General features: G+C 74.2%; 23 protein-coding genes. 10 read left to right on the top strand and 13 right to left on the bottom strand.

Translation table 11 applies throughout. The features are described from left to right. Both IF27_RS15060 and IF27_RS15065 read left to right on the top strand, forming a co-directional pair. A partial coding sequence (locus tag IF27_RS15060; protein WP_052850108.1) for a DUF6531 domain-containing protein occupies window positions 1-4,084 on the top strand: 4,084 nt, incomplete at its 5' end. Beyond that, window positions 4,084-4,692, top strand: a complete 609-nt coding sequence (locus IF27_RS15065; protein ID WP_052850109.1) for a hypothetical protein — start codon at window positions 4,084-4,086, stop codon at window positions 4,690-4,692. The genes IF27_RS15060 and IF27_RS15065, both read left to right, overlap by 1 nt. Before the next feature lie 16 nt (window positions 4,693-4,708). Here IF27_RS15065 and IF27_RS31840 read toward each other — a convergent pair whose 3' ends face one another. Continuing rightward, window positions 4,709-4,837 carry a hypothetical protein gene (locus IF27_RS31840; protein ID WP_263053844.1) on the bottom strand — a complete coding sequence of 43 codons (129 nt, stop codon included), beginning with the start codon at window positions 4,835-4,837 and terminating at the stop codon, window positions 4,709-4,711. On the opposite strand from IF27_RS31840, the gene IF27_RS31115 reads away from it, so the two are divergent. Beyond that, entirely contained in the window at window positions 4,836-4,988 is a 153-nt protein-coding gene (locus tag IF27_RS31115; protein WP_190232974.1) for a hypothetical protein, read from the top strand. The two genes, IF27_RS31840 and IF27_RS31115, sit on opposite strands and share 2 nt — an antisense overlap. Here the strand turns inward: IF27_RS31115 and IF27_RS15070 are convergent, their stop codons facing one another. After that, window positions 4,989-6,191 (bottom strand): LuxR C-terminal-related transcriptional regulator, encoded by a 1,203-nt coding sequence (locus IF27_RS15070; RefSeq protein WP_190232975.1) that lies wholly within the window; start codon window positions 6,189-6,191, stop codon window positions 4,989-4,991. Window positions 6,192-6,363: 172 nt separating this feature from the next. On the opposite strand from IF27_RS15070, the gene IF27_RS15075 reads away from it, so the two are divergent. Continuing rightward, window positions 6,364-7,800, top strand: a complete 1,437-nt coding sequence (locus IF27_RS15075; RefSeq protein ID WP_052850110.1) for an FAD/NAD(P)-binding protein — start codon at window positions 6,364-6,366, stop codon at window positions 7,798-7,800. 16 nt (window positions 7,801-7,816) lie between these two features. Here the strand turns inward: IF27_RS15075 and IF27_RS15080 are convergent, their stop codons facing one another. Next, on the bottom strand, window positions 7,817-8,434 hold the full coding sequence (locus IF27_RS15080; RefSeq protein WP_052850111.1) for a TetR/AcrR family transcriptional regulator: 618 nt from the start codon (window positions 8,432-8,434) through the stop codon (window positions 7,817-7,819). 109 nt (window positions 8,435-8,543) lie between these two features. Here IF27_RS15080 and IF27_RS15085 point away from each other — a divergent pair, with 109 nt between their 5' ends. Then, a complete protein-coding gene (locus tag IF27_RS15085) occupies window positions 8,544-9,602 on the top strand; it encodes a winged helix DNA-binding domain-containing protein (RefSeq protein ID WP_052850112.1) in 1,059 nt (352 codons plus the stop codon). 63 nt (window positions 9,603-9,665) lie between these two features. On the opposite strand, the gene IF27_RS15090 is transcribed toward IF27_RS15085, so the two are convergent. From IF27_RS15090 to IF27_RS15110, 5 genes are read right to left on the bottom strand one after another with little or no spacing between them, the layout of a single operon-like run. Next, the gene (locus IF27_RS15090) at window positions 9,666-10,655 is read right to left on the bottom strand and encodes an ABC transporter substrate-binding protein (protein ID WP_052850113.1); all 990 of its coding nucleotides are present in this window, start codon (window positions 10,653-10,655) and stop codon (window positions 9,666-9,668) included. 34 nt (window positions 10,656-10,689) lie between these two features. Continuing rightward, window positions 10,690-11,691 carry an ABC transporter permease gene (locus IF27_RS15095; protein WP_052850114.1) on the bottom strand — a complete coding sequence of 334 codons (1,002 nt, stop codon included), beginning with the start codon at window positions 11,689-11,691 and terminating at the stop codon, window positions 10,690-10,692. Then, window positions 11,688-13,277, bottom strand: a complete 1,590-nt coding sequence (locus IF27_RS15100; RefSeq protein WP_190232976.1) for a sugar ABC transporter ATP-binding protein — start codon at window positions 13,275-13,277, stop codon at window positions 11,688-11,690. Before IF27_RS15100 ends, IF27_RS15095 begins: the two co-directional genes overlap by 4 nt. 14 nt (window positions 13,278-13,291) lie before the next feature. Continuing rightward, window positions 13,292-14,167 (bottom strand): amidohydrolase family protein, encoded by an 876-nt coding sequence (locus IF27_RS15105; protein WP_052850116.1) that lies wholly within the window; start codon window positions 14,165-14,167, stop codon window positions 13,292-13,294. Continuing rightward, complete coding sequence (locus IF27_RS15110) at window positions 14,157-15,419, bottom strand: enolase C-terminal domain-like protein (protein ID WP_052850117.1); 1,263 nt, start codon at window positions 15,417-15,419, stop codon at window positions 14,157-14,159. The genes IF27_RS15105 and IF27_RS15110 overlap by 11 nt, the downstream gene beginning before the upstream one ends. Window positions 15,420-15,582: 163 nt before the next feature. Here IF27_RS15110 and IF27_RS15115 point away from each other — a divergent pair, with 163 nt between their 5' ends. Then, window positions 15,583-16,449, top strand: coding sequence for a fumarylacetoacetate hydrolase family protein (locus tag IF27_RS15115; protein WP_052850118.1), 867 nt, complete (start codon window positions 15,583-15,585; stop codon window positions 16,447-16,449). After that, window positions 16,446-17,201 carry an SDR family NAD(P)-dependent oxidoreductase gene (locus IF27_RS15120; protein WP_052850119.1) on the top strand — a complete coding sequence of 252 codons (756 nt, stop codon included), beginning with the start codon at window positions 16,446-16,448 and terminating at the stop codon, window positions 17,199-17,201. Before IF27_RS15115 ends, IF27_RS15120 begins: the two co-directional genes overlap by 4 nt. 42 nt (window positions 17,202-17,243) lie before the next feature. On the opposite strand, the gene IF27_RS15125 is transcribed toward IF27_RS15120, so the two are convergent. Beyond that, window positions 17,244-17,927, bottom strand: coding sequence for a FadR/GntR family transcriptional regulator (locus IF27_RS15125; protein WP_052850120.1), 684 nt, complete (start codon window positions 17,925-17,927; stop codon window positions 17,244-17,246). 366 nt (window positions 17,928-18,293) lie between these two features. Here IF27_RS15125 and IF27_RS15130 point away from each other — a divergent pair, with 366 nt between their 5' ends. Together IF27_RS15130 and IF27_RS15135 are read left to right on the top strand one after the other, a co-directional pair. Then, a complete protein-coding gene (locus IF27_RS15130) occupies window positions 18,294-19,145 on the top strand; it encodes a GNAT family N-acetyltransferase (protein WP_052850121.1) in 852 nt (283 codons plus the stop codon). Between the two features lie 90 nt (window positions 19,146-19,235). Beyond that, window positions 19,236-19,781 (top strand): RNA polymerase sigma factor, encoded by a 546-nt coding sequence (locus tag IF27_RS15135; protein WP_110945921.1) that lies wholly within the window; start codon window positions 19,236-19,238, stop codon window positions 19,779-19,781. 468 nt (window positions 19,782-20,249) lie between these two features. Here IF27_RS15135 and IF27_RS15145 read toward each other — a convergent pair whose 3' ends face one another. Further along, the gene (locus IF27_RS15145; RefSeq protein ID WP_110945922.1) at window positions 20,250-21,209 is read right to left on the bottom strand and encodes a methyltransferase domain-containing protein; all 960 of its coding nucleotides are present in this window, start codon (window positions 21,207-21,209) and stop codon (window positions 20,250-20,252) included. Window positions 21,210-21,237: 28 nt separating this feature from the next. On the opposite strand from IF27_RS15145, the gene IF27_RS15150 reads away from it, so the two are divergent. After that, window positions 21,238-21,669 (top strand): MerR family transcriptional regulator, encoded by a 432-nt coding sequence (locus IF27_RS15150; protein ID WP_052850123.1) that lies wholly within the window; start codon window positions 21,238-21,240, stop codon window positions 21,667-21,669. A 15-nt stretch (window positions 21,670-21,684) separates the two neighbouring features. On the opposite strand, the gene IF27_RS15155 is transcribed toward IF27_RS15150, so the two are convergent. The 3 genes from IF27_RS15155 to IF27_RS15165 all read right to left on the bottom strand — a co-directional run bounded on the left by IF27_RS15155 (window position 21,685) and on the right by IF27_RS15165 (window position 26,074). Beyond that, window positions 21,685-22,275, bottom strand: a complete 591-nt coding sequence (locus IF27_RS15155; protein WP_052850124.1) for a GNAT family N-acetyltransferase — start codon at window positions 22,273-22,275, stop codon at window positions 21,685-21,687. Beyond that, window positions 22,272-24,071, bottom strand: a complete 1,800-nt coding sequence (locus tag IF27_RS15160; RefSeq protein WP_110945923.1) for an IucA/IucC family protein — start codon at window positions 24,069-24,071, stop codon at window positions 22,272-22,274. Before IF27_RS15160 ends, IF27_RS15155 begins: the two co-directional genes overlap by 4 nt. A 152-nt stretch (window positions 24,072-24,223) precedes the next feature. Beyond that, window positions 24,224-26,074 carry an IucA/IucC family protein gene (locus IF27_RS15165; RefSeq protein ID WP_110945924.1) on the bottom strand — a complete coding sequence of 617 codons (1,851 nt, stop codon included), beginning with the start codon at window positions 26,072-26,074 and terminating at the stop codon, window positions 24,224-24,226. Window positions 26,075-26,114: the final 40 nt, after the last annotated feature.

The raw sequence follows: 26,114 nt of genomic DNA on the forward strand, positions 1-26,114 counted from the left end.
TGAGCGGGCGAGCGCGCCGCCGCCGGACGAGGAGGCGGTACGGGCGGCGACCCGTGACCGTCAGGCCGCCGACGAGGCCCAGGCCGCGGCGCAGGGCCGGGTGGACGAGGCCCAGGGCAATCTGGACGCCGCCCGCGAACTCGCCGCGCAGGCGCGGGAGATGCGGGAGGAGGCCGCGCGGGAGGCGGCCCGTGACATCGACGAGGCGTCCGACGCCGGAATCCAGAACCGCAGTTGGTGGCAGAACCTCGTGCGCTGGTTCACCGACGCCTGGGACACCATCGTCGCCATCTGCAAGGTCATCGTCGCCGTCCTCGGCATCATCGTCCTGATCATCGGCGGCCCGCTCGCCTGGGTCGTCCTCGCGGCAGCCGTCGTCGTCCTCGCCGACACCCTCATCAAATACGCGCGCGGCGAAGGCTCGCTGCTGGACGTCGCGTTCGCCGCCCTGGACTGCATCCCGGGCATGCGCGGCCTCACCAGTCTCGGCGGACTCGTACGAGGAGTGCGCGGCCTCGCCACCACCGGCCTTCGCGGCATCGCCGTGGGCGTGCGCGGGCTCGGGGAGAGCATCCGGCGCATGAGCCGCAGCGTCCGCGGCCTGTCCCTGTGCGGCGACCCGGTGGACATGGCCACGGGCGAACTGGTCATGTCGGCCACCGACGTCGAACTCCCCGGCGTCCACCCGCTGCTCCTGGAACGCCACCACCGCACCGGTGTGCGCACCGGCCTGCTGTTCGGGCCGAGTTGGGCGGGCACGCTCGACCAACGCCTCGTACTGGACGAGCGCGAGGCCCGGCTGCACACGGCCGACGGCATGGTCCTGCGCTACCCGGTGCCGCCGCCCCACTGCGCCGTGCTGCCCGTCGAGGGCCCGCACTGGCCGCTCCTGTGGGACGGCGAGTCCGGCGGCGAGATGACGGTGCGGCAGCGCGGCACCGGCCTGACGCTGCACTTCCGGCCGGTCCCCGGCCGCCCCGCCGCCACCCTGCCGCTCACCGCGATCAGCGACCGCAACGGCAACGCGTTCACCCTCACCTACGACCCGGCGGGACTGCCCGCCGAGATCACCCACCACGGCGGCTACCGCGTCGGCGTCACCTGCGCCGACGGCCGGGTCACGCGGCTGACCCTGCTCAGCGACCCCGACGAGCCGACCCTCGTCGCCTACGGCTACGACAGGGCGGGCAATCTCGCCGAGATCGTCAACTCCTCAGGGCTGCCGCTCCGGATCGACCACGACGGCCGCCACCGCGTCACCGGCTGGGAGGACCGCAACGGCACCTGGTACCGCTACACCTACGACGACGCCGACCGCTGCGTCGCCACCCGCGGGGAGGGCGGCGTCCTCGACTACACCTTCCGGTACGACACCGGGGCGCGCGTCACCACCGCCGTGGACTCCCTCGGCCACACGCGGCAGTTCGCGTTCAACGACTGCTACCAGCTCGTCGCCGAGACCGACCCGCTGGGCCACACCGTCCGGCAGGACTGGGACCGGCGCGACAAACTCCTCGCGCGCACCGACGAACTCGGCCACACCACCCGCCTGACGTGGGACGCGGCGGGCAACCTCACGGCGGTCGAACGGCCCGACGGCGCCACCACCCGCGCCCGCTACGACGAGCACGACCTGCCCGTCGAGGTGACCGGCTTCGACGGCGCCGTGCGCCGCGCGGAGTGGGACGCGGCGGGCAACTGCCTGTCCGTGACCGAGCCCACCGGCGCCGTCACCCGCTTCACCCGCACCCCGGGCGGCGCCCTCGCGACCCTCACGGACGCGACCGGCGCCGTCCAGCACTTCACCAGCAACGCGGCCGGGCAGCCGGTGCGTTCACGCGACCCGCTGGGCCGCGTGACGGACATCGACTACGACGCGTTCGGCCGCGTCCGGCAGGTGACCGACCCGCTGGGCGCCGTCACGCGGCACACGTGGACGGTGGAGGGCCGCCCCGCGTCCGTCACGCACCCGGACGGGGCCACGGAGCGCTGGGCCCACGACGCCGAGGGCAACTGCCTCTCCCACACCGACGCCCTCGGCCGGACTACCCACTACGAGTACGGTCCCTTCGACCAGCTCACGGCCCGCACCACCCCCGACGGGGCGCGCCACACGTTCGACCACGACACCGAGCAGCGCCTCGTACGCGTCACGAACCCGCTCGGGCTGACCTGGAGTTACACCTACGACCCGCTCGGCAGCCCGCTGTCCGAGACCGACTTCGACGGCCACACCGTCCGCTACACCTACGACGCGGCGGGGCAGTTGCTGAGCCGCGCCAACGCGCTCGGCCAGACCGTCGGGTACGCCTACGACGTCGCGGGCCGCCTCGTCACGACGACAAGCGACGGGGTCGTCACCGCCTACACCAACGACGCCGACGGCCGCATCCTCACGGCGACGGGCCCGGACGTCGCCCTCGCCTTCGCCTACGACGCCGCCGGGCGTATCACCGGCGAGACCCTCGACGGCCGCACCCTGCGCACCGTCCACGACGTGCTCGGCCGTCCCGTCGCGCGGACCACCCCCACCGGCGCGACGGCCACGTACGCCTACGACGCGGCGGGGCAGCGCACCACCGTGCGCGTCGCCGGGCGCGTCCTCACGTCGGCGTACGACGCGGCGGGCCGTGAGACCCGGCGCGGCCTGGGCGCGGCGGGGGTCGTGCTCCACCACGCGTGGGACGCCGCCGACCGGCTCACGGAACAGACCGTCACCGCCGCCTCGCCCGTCCTGCGCCGCGCCTACCGCTACCGGGCCGACGACACCGTGGCGGCCGTGGACGACGCGCGCACCGGCGGGCGTGCCTTCGACACCGACGCCGCCGGGCGCGTCACCGCCGTCAGGGCCGACGACTGGACGGAGACGTACGCCTGGGACGCGGCGGGCAACCAGAGCCGCGCGGCCTGGCCGGGGAGCGGCCCGGAGCCGGAGGCGCGCGGCGACCGTTCCTACGAGGGCACCCGCCTCACGCACGCCGGGGGCGTCGCGTACGAGTACGACGCGGCGGGGCGCGTGGTGGTGCGGCGCAAGGTCCGCCTGTCGCGGAAGCCCGACGTGTGGCGTTACACGTGGGACGCCGAGGACCGGCTCACCTCCGTGACCACGCCGGACGGCACCCTGTGGCGCTACCTCTACGACGCTCTCGGGCGGCGCGTGGCCAAACGCCGTACGACGCCTGACGGTTCGGTCGCCGAGGAGACCCGCTTCACCTGGGCGGACGTGGACCTGGTGGAGCAGACCACCCTCGTCGCGGGGGAGGCCAAGGCGGTCACGCTCACCTGGGAGCGCGACGGCGCGCGGCCGGTGGCGCAGACCGAGCGGCGGCACCTCGCCGACGCGCCGCAGGACGTCATCGACGAGCACTTCTACGCCGTCGTCACCGACCTCATCGGTACACCCACCGAACTGCTGGACGAGAACGGCGAGGTCGTCTGGCGTGCGGACGCCACCCTGTGGGGCCTCACCGCGCCGTCCCCCGGCGCCACGGCCCGCACGCCCCTGTGTTTCCCGGGCCAGTACGCCGACGAGGAGACGCAGCTGCACTACAACTTCCTCCGCCACTACGACCCCCTCACCGCCCGCTACGTCACGCCCGACCCCCTGGGCCTGGACGCCGGCCCCAACCACCGTGCCTACGTGCCCGATCCGCTGTCCTGGTTCGACTACCTGGGCCTGCTGACGTGCGCACAGAACGCCGCGATCCTGCGGCGGAACCTGGCGGCGGAGAACCGCATCGTCGGACCGGGCCAGGCCGCGGCCCACATCGTGCCGTCCGGCTTCAACCGTGGTGGCGCGCCCGCGATGCGCCGCCTGCTGAGCCGCTACAACATCGACATCAACGACGCGGCCAACGGCATCCCGCTCGGGCACCCCACACCGCACAACTTCACGCACACCAACCGCTTCCTGAGCCGCCTCGACCTGCGCCTGCGGCACATCGAGCGCAGGGGCCGTCTGACGGGCCGGGGCGCCCGCGGCATCCGCGCCGACATCCGCAGGGAGCTGCGGAGTGTCGGGCGCCAGGTCGAGAACGAGCTGAGGACCGGCAGGCCCGGCGCCAACGCATACTGGACCGCGTGATGAGCGAGACGACCCGCGAGCCGCTGTCCGTCCACCGCCTGCTGCCCGGCCTGCTCGGCGACAGGGCGACGTTCGGCCTGGACGACAGGTCGCTCGACAGGGTCATCGGCTGGCACCTGGCCGGTGCTGACGCCGCGCGGCCCACCGCCGTGTCCGGCAGCTGGTACGAGGGCGCCACCGAGCCCAAGTCGGAGTTCCCCAGCGGCTTTCCGTGCGCGCCGATGCTCAGCCGCCGCCTGGTCGGGCTGCTGGGCGAGGGGCTTGCGGCGTCGGGCGACCTGCTGCCGGTGGACACCGGCGACCCGGAGGACGTGGGGGACGGCGCGTACTCCCTGCTGCTCGTCACCGAGGTCGTGGACTGCCTGGACGCCCGGCGCTCGTCCGCGCCACGCAGGGCGACGGGCGAGATCAAGAAGGCCGTGTTCCGGCCGGAGGCGGTGCCCACCGGCCTGGCCGCGTTCCGGGTGCCGCAGTACCCGGAGGGCGTCTACTGGAACGGCTGGGCGGCCGACCTGCTCACGGCCCGTCTGGGGGACGACCTGGAGGACCGCCTGTGCTGGTCGGAGGACCCGACACGCACCCCGCACCCGGACCCCTGGGCCTTCTGACCCGCCCGTCCCCCACTCAGGTCCGTACCGCCACGACCCCGAACGCGGCACCTTCGGACACGCCGCGACGGAACCCGGCCGCCGCCAGCAGCTCGCGCAGCTCTGCGGCGCTCCGTACGGTCGCCTCGTCACCGGGGGCGGCCATGACGACGAAGGCGCTCGACCTCGCCGAGGAGATCAGCTCCCACCGCGCCACCGGACCCCTGCGCGAGCTGGCCGCCAGCATGGGCGAGCAGTCCGCGGTCCCGGCCGTGCGCGCCTTCCGTGAGCGGATCGCCACCACCATCGCCGCCTGATCAAGCGGACTCCGTGCGCAGGGAGGAGGGCGGCCGGAGAGCGATGGGCTCCGCCACCGCGCCTCCACCTGGCGGACGGCGTGCCCTGGCGGGGAGGTGGCCGGGGCGTCGTACGGGTTCCGGTTCGGGCAGCGCGGGCCAGTAGTGGTCGGTGAACAGGCGGGCGACGAGGGCGCCCCGGCTGGAGACGTCGGCCTTCGTGAAGATCGCCTTGAGGTGGTCGCGGACCGTGTGCGGCGAGATGAACAGCGCCGTGGCGATCTCGACGGTGGTCATCCCGCGCGCGGTGAGCTGGGTGACCTGGAGCTCCCGCGCCGTCAGCCCGTACGCCTCGGCGACGAGGACCGCGAGGTCGGCGGGCGTCGCGGGCTCGATGACGAGGGCCACCGGCCCGGGAGCGCCGCCGGGGCCGCTGAGTCCTGAGGCGTGGCAGGTCAGCCACCGGCCCTCGGTCGTCCGGATGCGCACGCGCGCGCTGCCACGGTCACGGCCGTCCGCGACGGCGCGTGCCTGGAGCGCCGTGCCGATCACCCAGATCGGCAGCCGCAGCCCCAGCGCGGTGGGGAACGAGGGCCCCTCCGGCAGGTGCGCGAGGTGGTGCCGTGCCTCGTCGTTGGCGGACACGGCCTCGCCCGACCCGTCGAAGAGGATCAGACCGGGCGCCGGGGAGTCCGTGCCGCGGGCGGAGGCGGACGGCCGGGTGAGCGTCCGCAGCCGTTCGGCGAGCGGGCGCGACAGGTCGGCGAGCAGCGCGGTCTCGTGGGGGAGGAAGGCGTCGGTGGTGCGGAAGAGGCTCACCAGGCCCCACGGCCGGTCGCCGATCCGGAGGGCGGCGCGCAGTTCGTCGTGCACGCCTTGGCCGCGCAGCAGGTGCCGGAACCGGGCGCTGCGGGCCGGGAGGTCGCCGGTGGCCGCGCGCAGTCCGGCCGCCGGGACGGCGCCGCGTGCCAGGTCGCGGAACGGCAGGACGTTCTCCTCCAGCAGCTCGCTGCGCCAGTAGGCGGCGCAGCCCTCGCCCGCGCCCATGTTCTCGACGAGCATCGGCGCGGTGATCAGGCCGGTCTCGGGGTCGGTGGCGGTCCACACGGCCGAGTGGAACGGCACCAGCCGCCGCAGCCTGGCGGAGACGCGGCCGAACAAGTCCAGTGCGTCGGCGGCCTGTTGCGCCGCCGCGAGCACCGGTCGGCGTCGATCCGTCGTCATGTGTGTCCCCCTGGCCGATCCGCCCGTCCCCGAGCCTGCCCGCTCGTCCTCACCCCACGGAACCCCTCGTTCGGGGGAGTCATTCCCCGCCGGTCCCCCGGGAGCGGGGGATGGGGCGCGCCGCCGGGGACGGGCAAGGTCGGTGCCACACGGACGACGGGAGAGGCAGCTCATGGATATCGCGATGGTCGGTGGAGGCGCAGCGGCGGTCAGCCTGCTGGACGCGCTCGCCGCGACCGAGGGCGACGGCGCGGTCGGCGGAACGGGCACGGTGACGGTCTTCGAGCCGTCGCCGCACCTGTGGCGTGGACGCCCGTACGGGCCCGACCTGGAAGCGGTGCTGGTGAACACGCCGCCCGCGCTGATGTCGGTGCGTGGCCGTGACGTCGGGCATTTCGCGGCCTGGCTCGGTGACCGGGGCTCCGATCACCTGGACCCGCTCCTCGGCCGCCCCTTGGTCCCGCGCGCGCTCTACGGCGACTATCTGGTCCACACCGCCGAGAAGGCCGTGGCGGCGCTGGGCGAACAGGGCTGGACGGTACGCGTCGTGGCCGCGCGGGTGACGGACGCCGCCGTCCGCGGGGGCACGCGCCTGGTCCTGCGCACGGACGACGGGCAGGAGCACGAGGCCGACCGCATGGCGCTGTGCGTGGGCGGGGGAACGCCCGCGGACGTGTACGGACTCGGCGGCGCGGCGGGCTTCACGGCCGATCCCTATCCGCTCGCGGACACGCTGGAGCGCATCGCCGCCGCCGCCGACGTGACGGTCATCGGCAGCGGCCTGACCGCCGTGGACGTCGTCGTGGGGCTGGCCGCGCACCGGTACGAGGGACGGATCACCCTCCTGTCGCGCAGCGGGGTGCTGCCGTACGTGTGGCAGCGTCCGGTCGAGCGGCGCCCGACGCACGTGACCGTCGAGCGGGTGGCGGAGCTGCACCGCGCCCGGGGGCAGCTCGCACTCGACGACCTCGTCGGGCTGCTGCGTGAGGAACTGGCCGATGCGGGAGAGGACTTCGGCGAACTCGTCGCCCTCCTCGGCGGCACGCGGACGGACGACCCGGTCCGGCGCCTGCGGGAGCAGATCGCCGCGGTCGATGACCCGCGGATCGGGCGCCGCGTGCTCCAGGAGACGGCGCACACCGTCGGCCCCTACGCCTGGCGCCTGTTGCGCGAGCCGGATCGCGCGTGGATACGGCGTCACCTCCGGACGGCGACGAGCGTCGCGTCGCCCATGGTCCCGGTGAACGCGTCGGTCCTGATGCGGCTCCTGGACTCCGGCCAGCTCACGCTCTCTTCGGGTGCGGAGGGGATCGAGCCGGTGGACGGGCGGTTCCTGGTGCGGGACGGCGGGGGGCGGCGTACCGCGCATGCCGTCGTCAGCGCCGTGAACCCGCCCGCGCAGGCGGTCCCGGTGGCGGCCCGGGATCTGGTCCGTGCCGTGACGGGCGCGGGTCTCGCCACCTTCCATCCGTCGGGCGGGGTCGTCCCCGCCGATCCGCGCGTGCACCTGGTCGGTGACCTCGTCGGCGGCGGGCCGTTCATCACGTCCAGCGTCGCGGGCGTCGCCGCGCAGGCGGCGCGTACCGCGCGGGCGCTGCGCGCGGCCTGACGGCAGCGGCGGGCGGTCATGGGCGGAGGCGGGCGCGGAGTGCGCGGCGGGCGACGGGGCCCAGGCCGTCGATCACCTCCACCAGTTCGGCCAGGCGGCCCAGCGCGTTCAGCGCGTCGTCGGCCCCCGAAGGATCGACGCCGTCGAACAGTTCGAGCCCGATGAACCCGGCGCTCACGGCCCGCGCGAGCCCGGCGACCTCGACGTAGCCGGACAGCGGCGAGTCGGCCATCAGCCGCGTGATGGTCCGCTCGACCGGCTCGATCCACAGGTCGAGCGCCGCCGACGTCGCCTCGGCGAGCTGCGGGTCGGCCTGGGCACCGGCCAGCATCTGGGCGAGCACGGTGACGTTGCCGAGTTCCCGCTCCTCCGTGTGCAACCGGCGCCCCAGGGCGAGGAGTTCGCCGAGGCTCGCGACGCCGTCCAGCCCGTCCGTGAACCGCTCGACCCGCGCCCGGGTCGCCGCGAGGCAGGCGGCCTTCAGCAGCTCGTGGACGCTGCCGAAGTGGTAGAAGACGAGTGCCTGGTTGACCTGGGCGGTGGCGGCGATCGTCCGTGCGGAGGTGCCGGTGATGCCGTGCCGCCTGATCGTCTCGATGGCGCCGTCGATCAGTCGCTGTCGGGTGTCGGCCATGGCCTCACCGTAGATCGTCCGGGGCGGGGCGCGCCCACGGGGAGGGGGCGGGGGCCGTACCGTGGCGTGCCGGGTGTGGTGGTGTCGAGCGGGGACGGGGAGCGCGGCGATGGGTGATCAGGCGGGTACGCGGGCGCTGCGGGCGCGTGCGCAGGCCATCGGCGGCGGGGTGCGGGAGGCGACGGCCGCCGGGGTCGTGCGGCGGGTCTTCGCCGTGCAGGCGCAGGACGCCACGGCGGCGGCCCTGGGTGTCCTGGCGCGCGGGCGCGACCTGGACGCTGAGGCGGTGCGGGCGGCGTACGAGGACGAACGCGCCGTCGTGCGGGGCTGGTTCATGCGCGGCACGCTGCACACCGTCCCGAGCGAGGACGCCGGTTGGCTGCTGCGTCTCCTCGGCCCCCGCGTCCTGGCCGGGACGGGGCACCGCTACCGCGACCTGGGGCTCGACGCGGATCTGCGGGAGCGCGCGGACCGGCTGCTGCGCGACGCCGTCGCGTCGGAAGGACCGCTCGGCCGCGCCGCGCTGACGGAGCGGCTGACCGCCCTGGGCGTCGCGCCCGAGGGCCAGGCGCCGTTCCACCTGATCCGGCACGCCGCGCTGAACGGCCTGCTGTGCCACGGCCCGTGGCGCGACGGGGAGGCCACGTTCGTGCTGTCGCAGGACTGGCTGCCGGGACCGCCCGACGCGTACGCGCCCGAGGGGGACGACGCGCTCGCCGAGCTGGCCCGCCGGTACCTGCGCGCCTACGCGCCCGCCGAAGCGGACGACTTCGCCGCCTGGTCAGGGCTGCCCGTCACCTGGGCGCGGCGGGCGTGGAAGGCGCTGGACGCGGCCGGTGCCCTCGCCGCGCGGGAGGCACGTGAGCCGGACGCGGCGTCGGCGGCTCCCGACGTGCGGCTGCTGCCCGCGTACGACAACTACCTGCTCGGCTACCGCGGTCGGGACCTCGCCGTCCCCGCCGAGCACGGGCGCCGCGTGTGGCCCGGCGGCGGGGTCATCCGTCCGACCGTGACGGTGGACGGCCTGGTGGTCGGCACGTGGCGGCGCGCGGGACGGCACGGGGTGGAGGTCGAGGCGTTCGGTCCGCTGTCGGCCGCCGTGCGGGAGGGCATCGACGCGGAGGCCGCGGCGGTGTCGCGGTTCCTGCGCCCGGCGGGCCGGGCGTGAGGACGCCGGAAGGCGCCCGGGACCCTGTCCCGGACGCCTTCCCGACCGACCACGCGGTCGGTCCTACTCGTAGATCGCCCCCTGGATCTCGGGGTCGTCGATGTTGGTCTGGTCGTACCAGTGGAACGCGGTGTCGATGCTCTCCGGCAGTTCCTCGCCGTCGATGGCCGACAGGGCGGCGATGACGAGCTGACGGCCCATGTCCACCGGGTCCTGGGTGACGGCGCCGGTCATCTCGCCGCTGGTGATGGCGTCGATCTGGGCCTGGCCCGAGTCGAAGCCGACGACGACGAGGTCGTCCCGGCCGCTCTCCCGGACGCCGTTGATGACGCCGATCGCGGAGCCCTCGTTGGAGGCGTAGATGCCCGACAGCTCCGGGTTGCTGCGGATGATCGACTGGGCGATCTCGGCCGACGCGAGCTGGTCACCGCCGCCGTACTGCGGTTCGAGCACGGTGATGCCGGGGGCGTTGGCCTCCATCCACTCCAGGAAGCCGTCACGGCGCTGCTGTCCTGAGAGGCTGGTCTGGTCGTGGACGACGAGCGCGACCGTGCCCTCCCCGCCGATCTCCTCCGCCATGTGGGAGGCGGCCTCGGCGGCGGCGGCGCTGTTGTCGGTGGCGACCGTCGTCACGGGCACGTCGCTCTCCACGCCGGAGTCGAACGCGACGACCGGGATGTCCTGCGACTGCGCCTGCTCCAGGAGCGGCGCGGCGGCCTGCGAGTCGAGAGCCGCGAAGCCGAGGGCGTCGGGGTTCCTGGCCAGTTCGTTGGTCAGGAGGTCCATCTGGCCCTCGACGTCCGCCTCGGTGGCGGGGCCGACGAACGTGACCTGCGCGCCCCGGGCCTCGGCCTCCTCCTCGGCGCCCTGCTTCACCGCCTGCCAGAACTGGTGCTGGAACCCCTTGGAGACGATGGAGATCGTCGGCCCGTCGCCGGAGCCGCCGCCGTCGGCGCCGCCCGACCCGCCGCCTTCGCCGTCCTCGGCGCAGGCGGTCGTCAGTACCATCAGGGCCGCGCCGATCACGGCGACCGTGGTCCTTCTCAGCTTCATCGCCAGATCTCCTTCGTTCTGGTCGGGGACGTTCTCATTGCAATTCCTTCCGGACCTGGTCCGTGTAGACGGCGACGAGGATCACGCAGCCGAGGATGACGTTCTGCCATTCCTGCGGTATGGACATGATCTGGAGGCCGTTGTTGAGGACGGAGATGATCAGGGCCCCGATCAGGGTGCCGATGATCGAACCCTTTCCGCCGGACAGCGACGTGCCGCCGATGACGACGGCCGCGATGGCCTGGAGTTCGTACCCCATGCCGGTGGCGGGCTGGGCCGAGCCGAGCCGGGCGGAGATCAGTACGCCGGCGAGGCCGGTGAACAGTCCGGCGAAGACGTAGATGGCGATCTTCCAGCGGCGGACGTTGATGCCGGACAGGCCGGTCGCCTCTTCGTTGCTGCCGATGGAGTAGGTGTAGCGGCCGAGGACGCTCTTGGTGAGCAGGACCCCGGCGATGATCGCGACGACCACCAGGATGAGCACGGCGTTCGGGATGTCCACGCCGGGGATGAGACGGCCGGTGGACAGGTCGGTGTAGCCGTCCACCTCGTTGAAGTAGATCGGGGTGCTGTCGGACACCACGAGGGCGAGGCCCTCGGCGACGAGCATCATCGCCAGCGTCGCGATGAACGGCGGGATGCCCAGCACCGCGATGTTGAAGCCGTTGATCAGCCCCATGAGGCCGCCGAAGAGGATCGTCAGCGGTACGCCGACGGCCAGCGGCAGCCCCGCGTTGACCATGAACACACCGGCCATGACGGCGCACAGCGCCATGCCGGTGCCGATGGACAGGTCGATCCCCGAGGTGATGACGACGAAGGTCGTGCCGATCGCCAGCGTCCCGATGACCACGGTCGAGAACAGGATCGAGATGAAGTTGTCGTAGGTGAAGAAGAACTCGCTGGCGAAGGCGAAGTAGGTGTAGATGACGATCAGGCTGGCGAAGGCCAGGAGTTGCTGGAGCCGGCTCTTCAGCGCGGCGCCCTTCCCGTTCTCCTCCTGCCGCGTGAACGCCGGCGCTTTCGCGGTTGTCATGGCTGCCCTGCCTTCTTCTCCGGAAGACCGGCCGCCTCCGTGGGGGCGCCGGCGATGAGCCCGAGTTCCACGGCGTCGGCCGGGACCTCGTCGGGCCGCAGCGTCGCGTAGTGCATGATGCTCTCCTGGGTCGCCTCGTCGGCTTCGAGCACGCGGGTGACCCGTCCCTCGCTCATCACCACGACGCGATGGGACAGGCGCAGGACCTCCGGCAGCTCGGACGAGATCATGATGATCGACTTGCCTTGCGCGGCCAGCTCCCGTAGGAGCTGGTAGATCTCTTCCTTGGCGCCCACGTCGATGCCGCGTGTCGGCTCGTCGAAGATGAGCACGTCGCAGTCCTTCACCAGCCACTTGGCGATGACGACCTTCTGCTGGTTGCCCCCTGACAGGTGCTTCGCCGTCTGGTGGGCGGAGGGGGTCTTGATGCGCAGCTTGCCGATGAGCTGTTCGGCGGTGGCCCGCAGCGCGCCGTCGCGGACGAAGCCGCCCTGCGTGAAGCGGTCGCGCAGCGCGCTCAGGGCGATGTTGGCCTTGACGTCCTGCTCCAGCAGGAGGCCGTAGCGCTTGCGGTCCTCGCTGAGGTAGCCGATGCCGAGGCGGGCGGCGTCGGCCGGGTTGGCGATGCGGACCTGCTTGCCGCGCAGGGTGACGGTGCCCTGCTGGACGGGGTCGGCGCCGACGAGGGCACGGGCGACCTCGGTGCGCCCCGCGCCCATCAGCCCGGCGAAGCCGAGGATCTCGCCCTGGCGCAGTTCGAAGGAGACGTCGGTCAGGAGCGCCTTGGTGGTGAGGCCGCGGACGTCGAGCAGGACCTCGCGGTCGGGGCGGACGTCCTCGGGGGTGGCGTCGGTGGCGATGGCGCGGCCGACCATCCGGCTGATGATCTCGGGCGTCCCGGCCGTGGCCACGTCGAGGGTGTCGATGTACTCGCCGTCGCGGATGACGGTGACGCGGTGGGCGATGCGCTTGATCTCCGCCATGCGGTGGGAGATGTAGATGACGCCGGTGTCCGGGCGGACGAAGCGGCGTATCAGGTCGTGCAGGGTATCGACCTCGGCGTCGTTGAGCGCGGCGGTCGGCTCGTCCATGATGAGGACGCGCGGCTCGTACGACAGGGCCTTGGCTATCTCCACCATCTGCTGGTTGGCGACGGTGAGTCGGCCGACGACCGCGCGCGGGTCGAGGGGCAGGCCGAGCCGGTCCAGCAGTGCGGTGGCGTCGGCGTTGAGCTTCCGGTCGTCGAGCAGCAGCCCGGCGCGGCGGGGTTCGCGGCCGATGAAGATGTTCTGGGCGACCGTCAGGTCGGGCACCAGGTTGAACTCCTGGTGGATGATGCTGATGCCGAGTTGGGTCGCGTGTCCGGGTCCTGTGGGCGCGTAGGGCTCGCCGTCGAGGCGGAACGCGCCGGCGTCGGGGACGTAGATCCCGGACAGGAGCTTCATCAGCGTGGACTTGCCCGCGCCGTTCTCGCCCACCAGGGCGAGGACTTCGCCGGGGCGCAGGTCGAGCCGCATGTCGTGCAGGGCCCGGACGCCGGGGAAGCTCTTCCCGACGCCCTCGACCTCCAGGAGCGCTTTCGTCATCGTCAGCCTCTCGTTCACCGGACCGGCTCCCGCAGACCGTAGACCCGGGTGCCGGTGCCGGACAGCACCTGGGCCCGCTCGGAGGCGGACAGTTGGGCGATCAGGGCGGAGGTGACCTCCCAGGTGCGCGGGTAGCCGCCGTGCGGGAGCGTCATCGGCCAGTCGCCGCCGTACATCAGGCGTTCGGGGCCGAAGCAGTCGAACGCGGTCTCGGCGGCGGGGCGCGCGGTGTCGGCGGTGAAGGGGACGCCCGGGGTCTGGAGTCCCGAGAGCTTCGCGACGACGTTGGGGCGTTCGGCCGCCGCGCGCAGGGCGGTCTGCCAGGACCTGAACTCCTCGGCGTCGGCAGGGGGTTTGCCGAGGTGGTCGATCACGACGGTGAGCGCGGGGGCGGCGTCGGCGAGCGCGGCGACGCCGGTGAGGTGGCGTGGCCAGGCGTCGGGGACGTCGAGGGGCAGGCCGCGGCGGGCGAGGAGCCCCAGCGACCGCCGGACGGCGGGCAGTTCGAGGAAGTCGTCGCGCGGGTCGTCGTGGACGAGGTGGCGGATGCCGCACAGCGCCTGGTGCTCCTGCCAGCGGTCGAGCTGGCGTCCCGCGGTGGCGGTGTCGTCCAGGCGGACCCAGCCGACGACGCCGAGGATCCACGGGTGGCGTGCGGCCTGCGCCAGCATGAACGCGGTGTCCGCCTCCGAGTCCTCCGCCTGGACGAGGACGGCGCGTCCGACCCCGGCCGCGGTGAGCTGGGCGTGGGCGGCCTCCGCGGTGAAGTCGGCGTGCAGCGGCCCGTCGGGGGGCAGCCACGCGTACGTGCTGACGGAGCGGTCCCACAGGTGGAGATGGGTGTCGAGGACGGGTTCCGCGCCCCCGTCCTGCGGGAGTTCACTCGCCACGGGAGTACTCCAGGATGGACTGCGGGAGCATCTCGGTCCCGGCGCCCGGTGCCTTGGGCGCGTAGTAGTGGCCGTCGCGGACGTCCACCGGGGTGACGAAGTGTTCGTGGAGGTGGTCCACGAACTCGATCATGCGGCCCTCGGTGGTGCCGGAGACGGCGATGCCGTCGAACATCGCGAGGTGCTGCACGGCCTCGCACAGGCCCACGCCGCCCGCGTGCGGGCAGACGCGGACGCCGAACTTGGCGGCCAGGAGGAGTATCGCGATGTTCTCGTTGACGCCCGCGACGCGGGTGGCGTCGAGCTGAAGGACCGACAGGGCCTCGGCCTGGAGGAGCTGTTTGAACAGGACGCGGTTCGCGCCGTGTTCACCGGTCGCGACCGGGATGGGCGCGATGGCGCGGGCGATGGCCGCGTGGCCGAGGATGTCGTCGGGGCTGGTCGGCTCCTCGACCCAGGCGATGTCGTAGGGCCGCAGCGCCTCGATCCAGCGGATGGCGTCGGGGACGTCCCAGCGCTGGTTGGCGTCGATGGCGAGCTGGATGTCGGGGCCGATGGCCTCGCGGGCGATGGCGAGGCGCCGCTTGTCGTCGGCGAGGTCGCCGCCGACCTTCAGCTTGATCTGGGAGAAGCCCTCGGCGACGGCCTCGCGGCACAGCCTGGCGAGCTTCTCGTCGTCGTAGCCGAGCCAGCCGGGCGTGGTGGTGTAGGCGGGGTAGCCCTCGTCCAGGAGGCGGGCCTCGCGTGCGGCGCGGCCCGGCTCGGCGGCGCGGAGGATGGCGAGGGCCTCGTCGGGCGTCAGCGCGTCCGTGAGGTAGCGGAAGTCCACCAGCGCGACGATCTCCTCGGGCGTCAGGGACGCGAGGAGCTGCCACAGGGGCTTGCCCGCGCGCTTGGCGCGCAGGTCCCACAGGGCGTTGACGACCCCGCCGATGGCCATGTGCATGACCCCCTTCTCGGGGCCGAGCCAGCGCAGCTGCGAGTCGTGCACCAACTCGCGCCACACGCCGCCGAGATCGTCCAGCGTCTCCGCCACGTCGCGGCCGACGAGCCGGCTCTCCAGGAGTTGGAGTGCGGCGACCTGCACGTCGTTCCCGCGGCCGATGGTGAAGACGAAACCGTGTCCCTCCAGGCCGTCGTCCGCGTCGGTGACCAGCCGGACGTAGGCGGCCGAGTAGTCCGGGTCCGGGTTCATCGCGTCGGAACCGTCCAGCGTCTGCGAGGTGGGGAACCGGACGTCGTGGGCGTGCATGGCGAGAAAGCGGGGCACGGACACACTCCCTTGTATGATCTATATCACGTGGACGATAGACATCCGATGTCTAGCGCGTCAAGACTCGCGTCGTGCTGCTTTACTGCCCTAACATGCGCAGGTTCAGCCTGATAGACCCGATCAATGACGCGAGGAGTACACGGTGAAGCTCGCCCGTCTGGGCCCACCCGGCCAGGAGCGGCCCGTTGTCGTCAATGCCGGAGCCACGTACGACCTGACCGGACTCACGACCGACATCGACGGCGCCTTCCTCGCCTCGGGAGGACTCGCCGCCGTCCGCGCCGCGCTCGACGCGGGCAGCCTGCCGGAGCTGCCCGGCGCGGACGCGCTGCGCGTCGGAACCCCCGTCGCCCGGCCGAGCGCCGTCATCTGCATCGGCATGAACTACGCGGCGCACGCCGCGGAGTCGGGCGCGACGCCGCCCGAGGTGCCGCCCATGTTCCTGAAGACGCCCAACACCCTCGGCGGCCCGGACGACCCGGTCGCGATCCCCCCGGGCAGCGAGCGCACCGACTGGGAGGTGGAACTCGGCGTCGTCATCGGCACCCGCGCCCTCTACCTCGACGCGCCGTCCGACAGCCTGGCGCACGTCGCGGGCTTCGTCCTCGCCAACGACGTCTCCGAGCGCCGCTGGCAGCTGGACGAGTCCGCCGGGCAGTGGAGCAAGGGCAAGTGCGGCCCCGGCTTCACGCCGCTCGGCCCCTGGCTCGTGACCCCCGACGAGATCGACCACACCGCCCTGCGGCTGCGCAGCTGGGTGGGCGGCGAGCCCCGGCAGGACTCCACGACCGCCGACATGATCTTCGGCGTGGAGTACCTGATCTGGCACCTGAGCCAGTACCTCGCGCTGGAGCCGGGCGACGTGGTCCTCACCGGCACGCCGGAGGGCGTCGCCCTGTCGGGCCGCTTCCCCTACCTCTCCCCGGGCGACGTCGTCGAGGTGGAGATCCCGGGCCTCGGCCGCCAGCGCCAGGAGTTCGTCGCGACGGAGAAGAAGGTGTCGGCATGAGTGAGTTCGACGGCCTCGTGGCCGCGGTGACGGGCGGCGCCTCCGGGATCGGCGCCGCCGTGGTGAGCGCCCTGCGGGAGCGCGGCGCGCGCGTCGCGGCCCTCGACCTGACGGCCGTCGCGGACGAGGAGGGGCTGCTCGGCGTCCGCGCGGACGTGTCGGACGACGCCTCCGTACGGGCCGGGGTGGACGCCGTCGCCGCGCACTTCGGCGGCCTCGACATCGTGGTCAACAACGCGGGCATCGGCGCCCAGGGCACCGTGGCGGACAACGACGACGCCGAGTGGCTGCGCGTCCTGGACGTGAACCTCCTCGGCATGGTCCGCACGAGCCGCGCCGCGCTCCCCCACCTGCGCCGCTCCCGCGCGGCGGCCATCGTCAACATCGGCTCCATCGCGGCCACCGCGGGGCTTCCCCAGCGGGCGCTGTACAGCGCCACCAAGGGCGCGGTCGCCGCGCTGACCAGGGCCATGGCCGCCGATCACCTGCGCGAGGGCATCCGCGTCTCCTGCGTCCACCCCGGCACCGCCGACACCCCGTGGATCGGGCGGCTGCTCGGCAACGCGGACGACCCGGCGGCGGAGCGCGCCGCCCTCCAGGCCAGGCAGCCGCACGGCAGGCTCGTCTCCCCCGAGGAGATCGCCCACGCCGTCACCTACCTGGCCAGCCCGCTCGCGACGTCCACGACGGGCGTCGGCATCGCCGTGGACGGCGGCATGCAGGACCTGCGGCTGCGCCCGCCCGGCAGCTGACCCGGGCGGGCCCGGGCTCTCCCGCCGCCGCGCGGGGGAGCCTCAGCTCGGGTCGATCAGGACCTCGCGGAGCCACTGCTCGACGCCCGCGATGTGGACGGTGGCGAGCGCGGCGGCGAGGCCGGGCTGCCGCCTGCTGAGCGCCTGCACTATGGCGCGGTGCTCGCCGACCGTCCGCTCCACCACGCCCTCCTGCGTGAGGCCGCGCCAGGTCCGCGCGCGCTGCGTGCGGCCCGACAGGGTCTCGACCAGCGACGCCAGCACGGCGTTGCCCGAGCCGGCGGAGATACGGCGGTGGAACTCCAGGTCGTTCTCGACCAGTTCGTCGATGGTGGGCGAGTCGCCGAGCGAGTCGAGCAGCTCGGTGAGCGCCTCGATGTCGGCCTCCGGCATCTTCAGCGCGGCCATCTCGGTCGTCGCCGGTTCGATGACGCGGCGGGCCTCCAGTATCTGGAGGACCGTGTCGTCGCGGTGGAAATCGACCACGAAGCTCATCGCGTCCATCAGCAGCGACGGCTCCAGGCTGGTCACGTACGTCCCGTCGCCGCGCCGGACGTCGAGCACGTGGATCAGCGCGAGCGCCCGTACGGCCTCGCGCAGCGAGTTGCGCGACAGGCCCAGCCGTTCGGCGAGGTCGGGCTCCCTGGGCAGCCGGTCCCCCGGGCTCAGCTCGCCGCTCACGATCATCTGCTTGATCGCCTCGATGGCGTCGTCGGTCACCGACATCGCGCTCTCCCCTCGTCCCCCGGCCGGGCCTTCCCGGCGGGCCTTCGCACGGCGCCCCCCGGGTTTCCTCACCGGGGGGTCGGCCGCCCGGCGGGGGCGTCCTCACGGAAGCGGGCCACGCCGTCCCAGGCACGATACATCGGATCTTTCCTCGCCGCGGTGGACGGCGCGAGGGCGGCGGGCCGCCCGTGGCCAGCGGATACGCGCCCACGGCCGCGCGGCGCTGCGGCGGCGCGCTCGCGGCCCATCCCACCAGGAAACGGACGAGGTCGCCCATACGCCACGGCGGGCGCCGCGGGACCCGTTTCCCGCGGGCGGACGCGTCGTTGGGCCCGGAGCATGATCCGCCCGGCATTGGAGGAGACAGTGCGGAACTTCGAGATCGGCACGGCGGGAGCCGGGGACCTGGCGACCCTGCGGGAGTGGGCCGCGGACGAGGGCTGGAACCCGGGCGACCGCGACCTCACCGCCTTCCAGGCGGCCGACCCGCGCGGCTTCCTCGTCGGACGGCTGGACGGCGAGCCGGTGGCGTCCGTCTCGGCCGTGCGCCACGGGCCCGGCTTCGGCTTCCTCGGCCTCTACATCGCCCGCCCGCAGGTGCGCGGGCAGGGCTACGGGATGCGGATGTGGCGGGCGGCCATGGACCGCCTCGGCGGGCGGAACGTCGGCCTCGACGGCGTCGTCGCGCAGCAGGAGAACTACCGCAGGTCGGGCTTCCACCACGCGTGGAACCACCTGCGGTACGAGGGGACGGTCCCGGTCAGCGCCGCCGAGGTGCCCGGGGGCACGGTCCTCGTGGACGGGCGCTCGCTGCCGTTCGCCGTCCTGGCCGACCACGACCGCCGCCACTTCCCCGGCGAGCGCGACGCGTTCCTCTCGCAGTGGGTGACGCAGCCCGCGCACACGTCGCTCGCCGCCGTGGGCGACGGCGGCCTGCGCGGCTTCGCCGTGGCGCGCCCGGCCGCCAGGGGCACGCGGGTCGGGCCGCTGCACGCGGACTCGGAGGCGGTCGCGCACGCCCTGCTGACCGGCCTCGCCGCCACCGCGCCGCCCGCGCCGCTGGTGCTGGACGTCCCCGACGTCAACGCCCCGGCCCTGCGCCTGGTCGAACGCCTCGGGTTCACACCGGTGTTCGAGTGCGCCCGCATGTACACCGGCCCGGTGCCCGACACGGACACGTCGGGCGTCTTCGGCGTGACGAGCATCGAGGTCGGCTGACGGCCCCTCCGTCCGCCCGGGGCCCGACCGCGTCACGGTGAACGTTTCCGCCCGCTCCTCCGTCATAGGACGACCGAGGAGAGGACGAGGATGCGCGGACAGCGCGAGGCAGGGACCGGGTCCGAGGAGGAACCCCCGCCGGTCCGGGAGCAGACCGAGCGGATACGGGCCGTGCTCGCCCTGGGCGGGGTGCCCTGGGGCGATCTCGACGACGGCCTCCAGCAGGTGCGGCTCAAGCTGCTCACCGAGGAGGCCGGGCCGGGCCGCGGCGTCCGCGACCGTGACGCGTGGTCGGCCGTGGTCGCCTCGCGCGTCGCCGTGGACTGGCACCGCGCCAGGGCGAGGGAGGCGGGTCTGCGCGCGCGGCTGGCGGCCCGCTGGGAGCGGCACGGGGGCACGGAGCACCCGCAGGAGGATCTTCCGCTCGCCCTCTCCGTGGCGAGGGGTCTGGAGAGCCTGTCCAGGCCCCAGCGACAGGTGATCACCTTGCGGTACTACATGGACCTGAGCGTCGCGGAGATCGCCTCCCTGCTGGGGATTCCGGAGGGCACGGTCAAGAGCCGGCTCCACTCGGCCGCCGCCGCGCTGCGGGGCCGACTGACCGAGAAGGAGGGGGATTTCCGTGGACGTGGATGACGGCGGACTGACACCGCGTGAGACGGACCGTCTGCGCACGGCGCTCGGGATCATCGGCGCCGAGGCGGGGCGCGGGGAGCCCGCCGACGCGCTCGCGCTCCGCGGGTCACGGCGCGCGGGGCGGCGGGCGGCGCTCGCCGTGGCGGCGGCGGTGGGCACGGCGGCGCTGGCCGTGGGCGTCACGCTCACCGGCGGGTCCGGGGGAGGCGGTCCCGCCGAGGGGGACGGGGAGGGCGGGGGCGGGGGCGTGGGGCTCACCGTGGCGGAGGCGATCGCCTGCGCGGCCTTCGTCGGGGAAGGCGAGGTGACGGGCATCAGGCCGTCGGCCGAGAGCGGCAGGATCGTCCTCGGCCTCGACGTCCGTGAAGCGCTCGTGCCCGCCGGGGAGGGCGGCCCGGTGGAGCTAGACATCCTGGAGCCCGACCCGGCGACACAACTGCGGGTGGGGCAGCGCGTGTTCGTCACCGTCTACGAGGACCGTGACGCCCCGGCGGACTTCGCCCTGGACGGCGAGGTGCCGGGGACGGCCGAGGTGTACAGGGACGCCCTGCCCGCGGCCGAGGGACTGGCGTGCCCCGAGTTCTGGACGGACCGGGAGGACCCGGACGCCGCCGTCGTGGGGGTGGACGGCGGCTGACCGCCGCGGTGGCGGCCCCGGGCGGGGGGTCGGCCGGGCGCCGTGCCCGCCGCGAGGAACACGGGGACGGCGACGAACAGCCGGTCGGTGGCGGCGCGTTCGCGCTGCTCGGCGAGCCAGCCGTCCACCCGCTCGCGCGGGAAGGCCCCGGCTAGCGCGGCTAGCTGCACTAGCATCGGCAGCGTCGCGGGCCCGGTGGACACCACCGTGCGGACCTCGGCCGTCACCGCCAGGAACCCGGCCTCAAGCAGGAGCGTGCGGTGACGGCGGGCGGCGCGGGGGGCGGTGACGGCGTCGGCGCGGGCGTGCACGAGGGCGCGGGTGAGCGCCGGGTCGTCCGAGTCGATGACGACCGTGTCCCAGTCCTGTCCGAGCAGCACGGCCCGCCCGCCGGGCACCAGGACGCGGCGCGCCTCGGCCAACGCCCGTGCGGGCTCGCGCAGTTCGTGGAACACCTTGTCGGCCCGCCAGCCGTCGAGCGACGCGTCGGCGAACGGCAGGCCGTACGCGTCCGCGACGCGCACGTCCGCGCCCGGCCAGCGGTGGCGGGCGACCGCGAGCGTCTGCGCGTCCGGGTCAACTCCGGCCGCCCGCAGGCCCCGCGCGTCCAGTTCTGCGACGGCACGGCCCGCGCCGCAGCCGACGTCCACGACGCGCGCCCCGGGCGCCGCGCGCAGCAAGTCGTAGGAGTACGCGCGCAGTTCCTCGGCGCCTGGCAGGCGTTCCGCGGCGTCGAGGCGGGCGAGGAGGTCAGGTTCGTGAGCGTGGAGCTTCCCTGTGCGGCTTGTCATGGGAGGCAGACTGCGACTTCATGTCGGCATGAGGTCAAACGGGATGGGCATCGGCGCCCTGGCGGAACGGTTCGGGCTGGGGACGCACGTGCTGCGGTACTGGGAGGAGCGCGGGCTGCTCGCGCCGTCCCGTGACGCCGCCGGACGCCGCCGTTACGGCGAGGAGCACGTCACGCGGGTCGCCGTCGTCCTGCGCGCGAAGGAGGCCGGGCTGTCCCTCGACGTCATCCGTGCCCTCGTCTCCCCCACGGAGCCGGGGCGGCGCGGCGAGGTCCTGCGCGGGGAGGCCGAGGCGCTGCGCGCCCGTGTCGCCGCCGGGCGGGCCGCGCTGGAGCTGGTCGAGTGCGCCATGGGCTGCGAGCGGGAGGACGTCACCGGCTGCGCGCACTTCGTGCGGGCGGTGGCGGAGCGGACCGGCGCGGACGCGGCGGCCCCGCCGGGGACGGGTCCGCGCCGGTGAGCCGCCGCCGGTGGCTCAGGGTGGGCCGCTCCCGTCGCGCGTGCGGATGAGGAGTTCCGCCGTCTTCTCCGGCAGTGTGATGCGGCCCGCGAACGCGTACCCGGCCGCCTTGAACGCCCGGATGGACGCGGTGTTCAGCTCGTCGGGCTCGGCGACGACCCGGGTGCAGTGGCGGTCGGCGGCGAACAGGCCGTCGGCGATGTCCCGCAGCAGTCCCCGGCCGAGGCCCCTGCCGAGGCGGTCGGCGTCGCCGATGGCGATGTGCACGCCTAAGTCGCGCGGGTGGCAGGGGTAATGACCGGCGAGGCGGTCGCGGGCGACGCGGTACACCTCGATGTACGCGAGGGGCGTCCCGTCGCGGCCGACGAGGCAGGGCAGGGAGTGGTTCCCGGCGCGCTGGGTGGCGAGTTCGTCGGCCCAGCGCTCGCGTGGCCAGTCCTGGTGCCAGAACGCGGCGACGTGCGCGCGCGTCATCCACCGGTGGACGGTGTCCAGGTCCTCGCCGACGGCGCGTGCGGGGCGGGCGGTCCAGCCGTCGGGCAGCAGCGGCACCGGCGGGCCGGGCACCAGGTCGTCCGCCGGGGGGTCCGTGCGCGGCCCGGTCATTCGCCCGTCCCCTTCAGGGGGTTGGGGGCGTCGTAGTAGACGGACTGGGCGTCGAGCGGGGCGAGCACCTCGTCGATGCCGTGGAGCCGCGTGAACAGGTTGCTCTTGCTGGGCAGGGTGGCGGCCTCCAGCCAGCGGCGGGGCAGCCGGTCGCCCTCGGGCCCGGCCTGCGCGAGGGCGGGCAGGGCCGCGCGGAGCCGGGCGGCGAGCACGGCCAGCAGGGCGGGCTCGGACGCCAGGCCGTCCACGGCGAGCGCGCCGACGACGGCGAGGGCCTGGTTGCGCAGCAGGTAGTAGGAGAGGCGGTCGTCCACGAGGTGGTCGTCCACGACGGCGAGGGTCGAGGACGCGTCGCCGGAGACGGCCAGCAGGCGCGCGAGGTGGGAGGCGGCCAGGTAGTAGCCCTGGTTGTCGCGGAACGCGCCGCCGGTGACGCGGCCTTCGGCGTCGAGGCGGACGAGGGTGTTCTGCTGGTGCGCTTCGAGGCCGATGCCGGTGGACGCGTACAGGTGCAGCATGGGGACGAGGACCCGGTCGGTGTAGTCGGCCGTCCACTGCTCGGCCGCTCCGGGGCCTTGTGCCGCGACCAGGTCGCCGAGGCGGCTGCGGCCGAGTCCTGGCCGGGGCGCCACCAGGCCCGCGAGACAGCGGAGTTCGGCGACGTGCGCGGGCACCTCGCGGACGGCGACGTCCAGGCCCGTGACGTCCGGCCCCTCGGGGCGGCCGGGTTCGTCCACGGCGAGCCAGGCGGGGTCGCGGGTGACGGTGAAGCCGGGGTGGGCGCGGAAAGTGGCGGCGCCGAGACCGGCGGCGAGCAGCCGGTCGATCTCCAGGCCCCGGCGCAGCTCCGTACGGGTGGACTCGCGGCGGGAGTTGGTCAGGCGCAGGCCGAGGGAGAGCTTCAACATGACCGCCTCGCCCGGCCGGTAGAGCGTCCGGACGCTGGAGGTGGGCCACCAGTGCGGGCCCAGCTCGCCCAGCGGCTGGAGGGCGCCCGAGTTGACGAGGGCGGCGATGCGCGGGCGGTGGAGGAGGTCGCGGGCCTGCCAGGGGTGGGCGGGGACGAGGACGCGCCCGGGCGGGGCGGGCGTCCCGGCGAGGTCGGCGAGGAGTTCGACGCAGTCGCGGCCGTCCAGGGAACGGGAGGGGGTCACCGCGTCGTGGGAGACGACGGCGGGGTCGGCGGCGAACCAGTGCAGCCGGAAGGAGCCGCGCAGTTCGGGCGAGAACGCGGCGGCGTCGCGGTCGGAGATGCCGTCGCGGCTCTTGGGCGCGGGGTGGTGCAGGTGGCCGAGGGTCAGGGCCTGTTCCGCGTCGAGGAAGCCGTCGATGGCGGGCGGCGGGGCGGGTGCGGCGCGGCGGGCGGCGATGAACACGGCGACGCGGCGCACGGATTCGGCGGTGCGCTCGACCAGGTCGGCGACCTCGCCCGACGGCACGCCGCCGTCACGCCGTCCGCCGGAGACGGCGGCCTCGGTGGCGAGGAGGGCGAGGGCCGTGACGGGGTCGGCGGTCGTCCCGAGGCGCCCGCCGGGGCCGTGCAGGGTGACGGGCCCGAAGCGGTGCCAGCCGGTCGGGGACCAGTGGGTGACGGGGGCGGTGAGCGTCAGCCCCGACGCCGCGAGTTCGACGCGTACCTGCCCGGACGCCGGGGCGGCCGGGTGCTCGTTCAGCCAGCACCTGAGCAGGGCTTCGAGGTGGGCGTGCTCCGCCGCCGCGCGGGCGTCGGGGTGGTGCAGCGGGTCGGCCGTGGGCGTGGGGGCCAGGGCGGGGGCCGGTGTCGGGGTGGGGCTCAACGGGACACTCTCCTGGGATGCGCGGGGCGCGGCCGACGCGGGCGTCACCGGTGGCGGTCGCGCCCTCGGCCGGGCTGGGGGTGGGGGCACGGTGGGGCCGCGTGCGCGCGGGCGGGCTGCCCTGCGGCGCGCACGCGGCCCTGCCGGGCGGGTCAGCCTGCGAGCGGGTTGGGGTGGGTGCCGTTGGGGTACAGCGCGTGGCGCAGCGCGCGGTCGGTGTAGCGGGTGACGACGAGCCGGTCGCGGTTGAGGCCGTAGCGCGGGATCTCGGGGACCAGCAGGTCGTACGCGGCGAACCGGTCGGCGAGTTCGGGGAAGCGGGCCTGGAAGGCGAGGATGGTGGCGCGGACCATGCGCCAGAACGTCGTCTCGGGTACGCCGAGATGGTCGGCGCACAGGGGCGCGAGGTAGCGGAAGTGGCCGACGAAGACCTGGTCCATGACGTGCTGGCGGATCACGGAGGGGTGCTTGCGCGGCAGGATGTGGCCGTGGCTGTCGGGGTCGGGGCCGCGTTCCGGGACGTCGTCGAAGGAGACGCAGACGTCGTCCACGAAGTCCTTGAGGTAGAGGCGTGCCGGGGTGTCGTCGGCGTCGTAGCCGAGCAGGGTGTTCTGGCCGTGGGGGTTGAAGGTGACGCCGTACCGGTAGAGGACGTGCAGCAGGGGGTCGAGGAGGGTGGTGAAGAGCCGCTGGAGCCAGTCCTCGGCGGCGAGCCCCGAGGCGCGGACGAGTTCGGCGACGAAGGCGTCTCCCGAGCTGTCCACGTGCAGGAGGGAGGCGAACGTGCGGACGCGTTCGCCGCTGTCGGCGCGGGAGGAGACGGACTCGCGCCATATGCAGCCCAGCGTCTCCAGGTGCTGGTAGGGGACGTCGGGCAGGGCGTCGAGGTAGGGGTGGCGGACCGTGACGGAGGCGACTTCGCCGAGGAACACGGTCCTGGTCTCCTCGGCGAGGAGCTTGTCGCGGTCGAGCAGGCCGCGCAGCCACTCGGTGACGACGGGGGCGCCGGACGTGCAGTGCGGGGGGATGCCGCGCCACACCAGGGTGTTGAGGATCTTCAGCGGCAGCTTGACGTCGTAGCGCCCCGGCGTGGTGATGTTGGCCATGGTGCGGATGGACTGGCCGGGCAGGTACGCGTCGGGGCTCTCGCCGAGGGGCACGATGCGGCGCTGGGCGATGTCCGCCGCGTGCAGGGTCTGCACGACGTGGTCCCACTGCCAGGGGTGGACGGGCATCCACACGAAGCTCTCGGGCGCCAGGCCGGCGTGTTCCAGGACGGCGGTGAACCTGGCCCTGGTGTCCTCGTCCAACTCCCTTTCCAGGACGGCGCGTTCCGACAGCTCTGACGTGCCGCGGAACTCGGCGAGGCCGCGGTGGACGGCGATCCAGCGCAGCCGGACGGGCCGCGCCGACTCGGGCGCGTAGGCGCGGACGTCGGTGGCGGAGAAGCCGATGCGTCCCTTGTTGGCGACCAGCAGGTCGTGTCCGGTCATGCGGCATTCGAGCGCCGTGTGGTCCAGGGCGCGCAACTCGGCGGCGGTCTCGCCGCCGTGGGTGGCGCGGGCGGCGTCCACGGCCTGGGTGGCGGCGAGTTCGGTGAGGTAGGTGGCGACGGTGGCCGCGTCGGTGCCGAGGGTGGACGCCGCGTCGATGAGGAACCGCTGGACGTCCCAGGCGGGTTCGGCGATGGCGTTGCCCAGCATGCTCGTGGCGGTGCGGGTGACGGTGGCGGGATCGACGCGCAGCCAGCCGAACGCGCCGGGGCGGGCGGCGAACGCGTAGGTGGTGCCGCTGTCGAGATCGACCCGGTAGCGGCCCTCGCCCGTGCGCTGCGCGGTGAGCATGTCCTCGAAGCACCACTCGCCGAGTGCCTTGGCGAGCAGCCGGCGGCCTGACGCGCGCCAGGCGGCCGGGGCGACGTCCGCCAGGTCGGGTACGGGGTGGGCGGGCGGTGCGGGCGTGGCCGCCTGTCGGTCGTCGCTGCTGCTGGGGCGCCTGGGCATGAAGCGGCTCCGAGGGTGGGTGGGGTGGGGCCGACCGGGC

The sequence above is a fragment of the Streptomyces avicenniae genome (assembly GCF_000719135.1).
GTDB lineage: Bacteria > Actinomycetota > Actinomycetes > Streptomycetales > Streptomycetaceae > Streptomyces > Streptomyces avicenniae.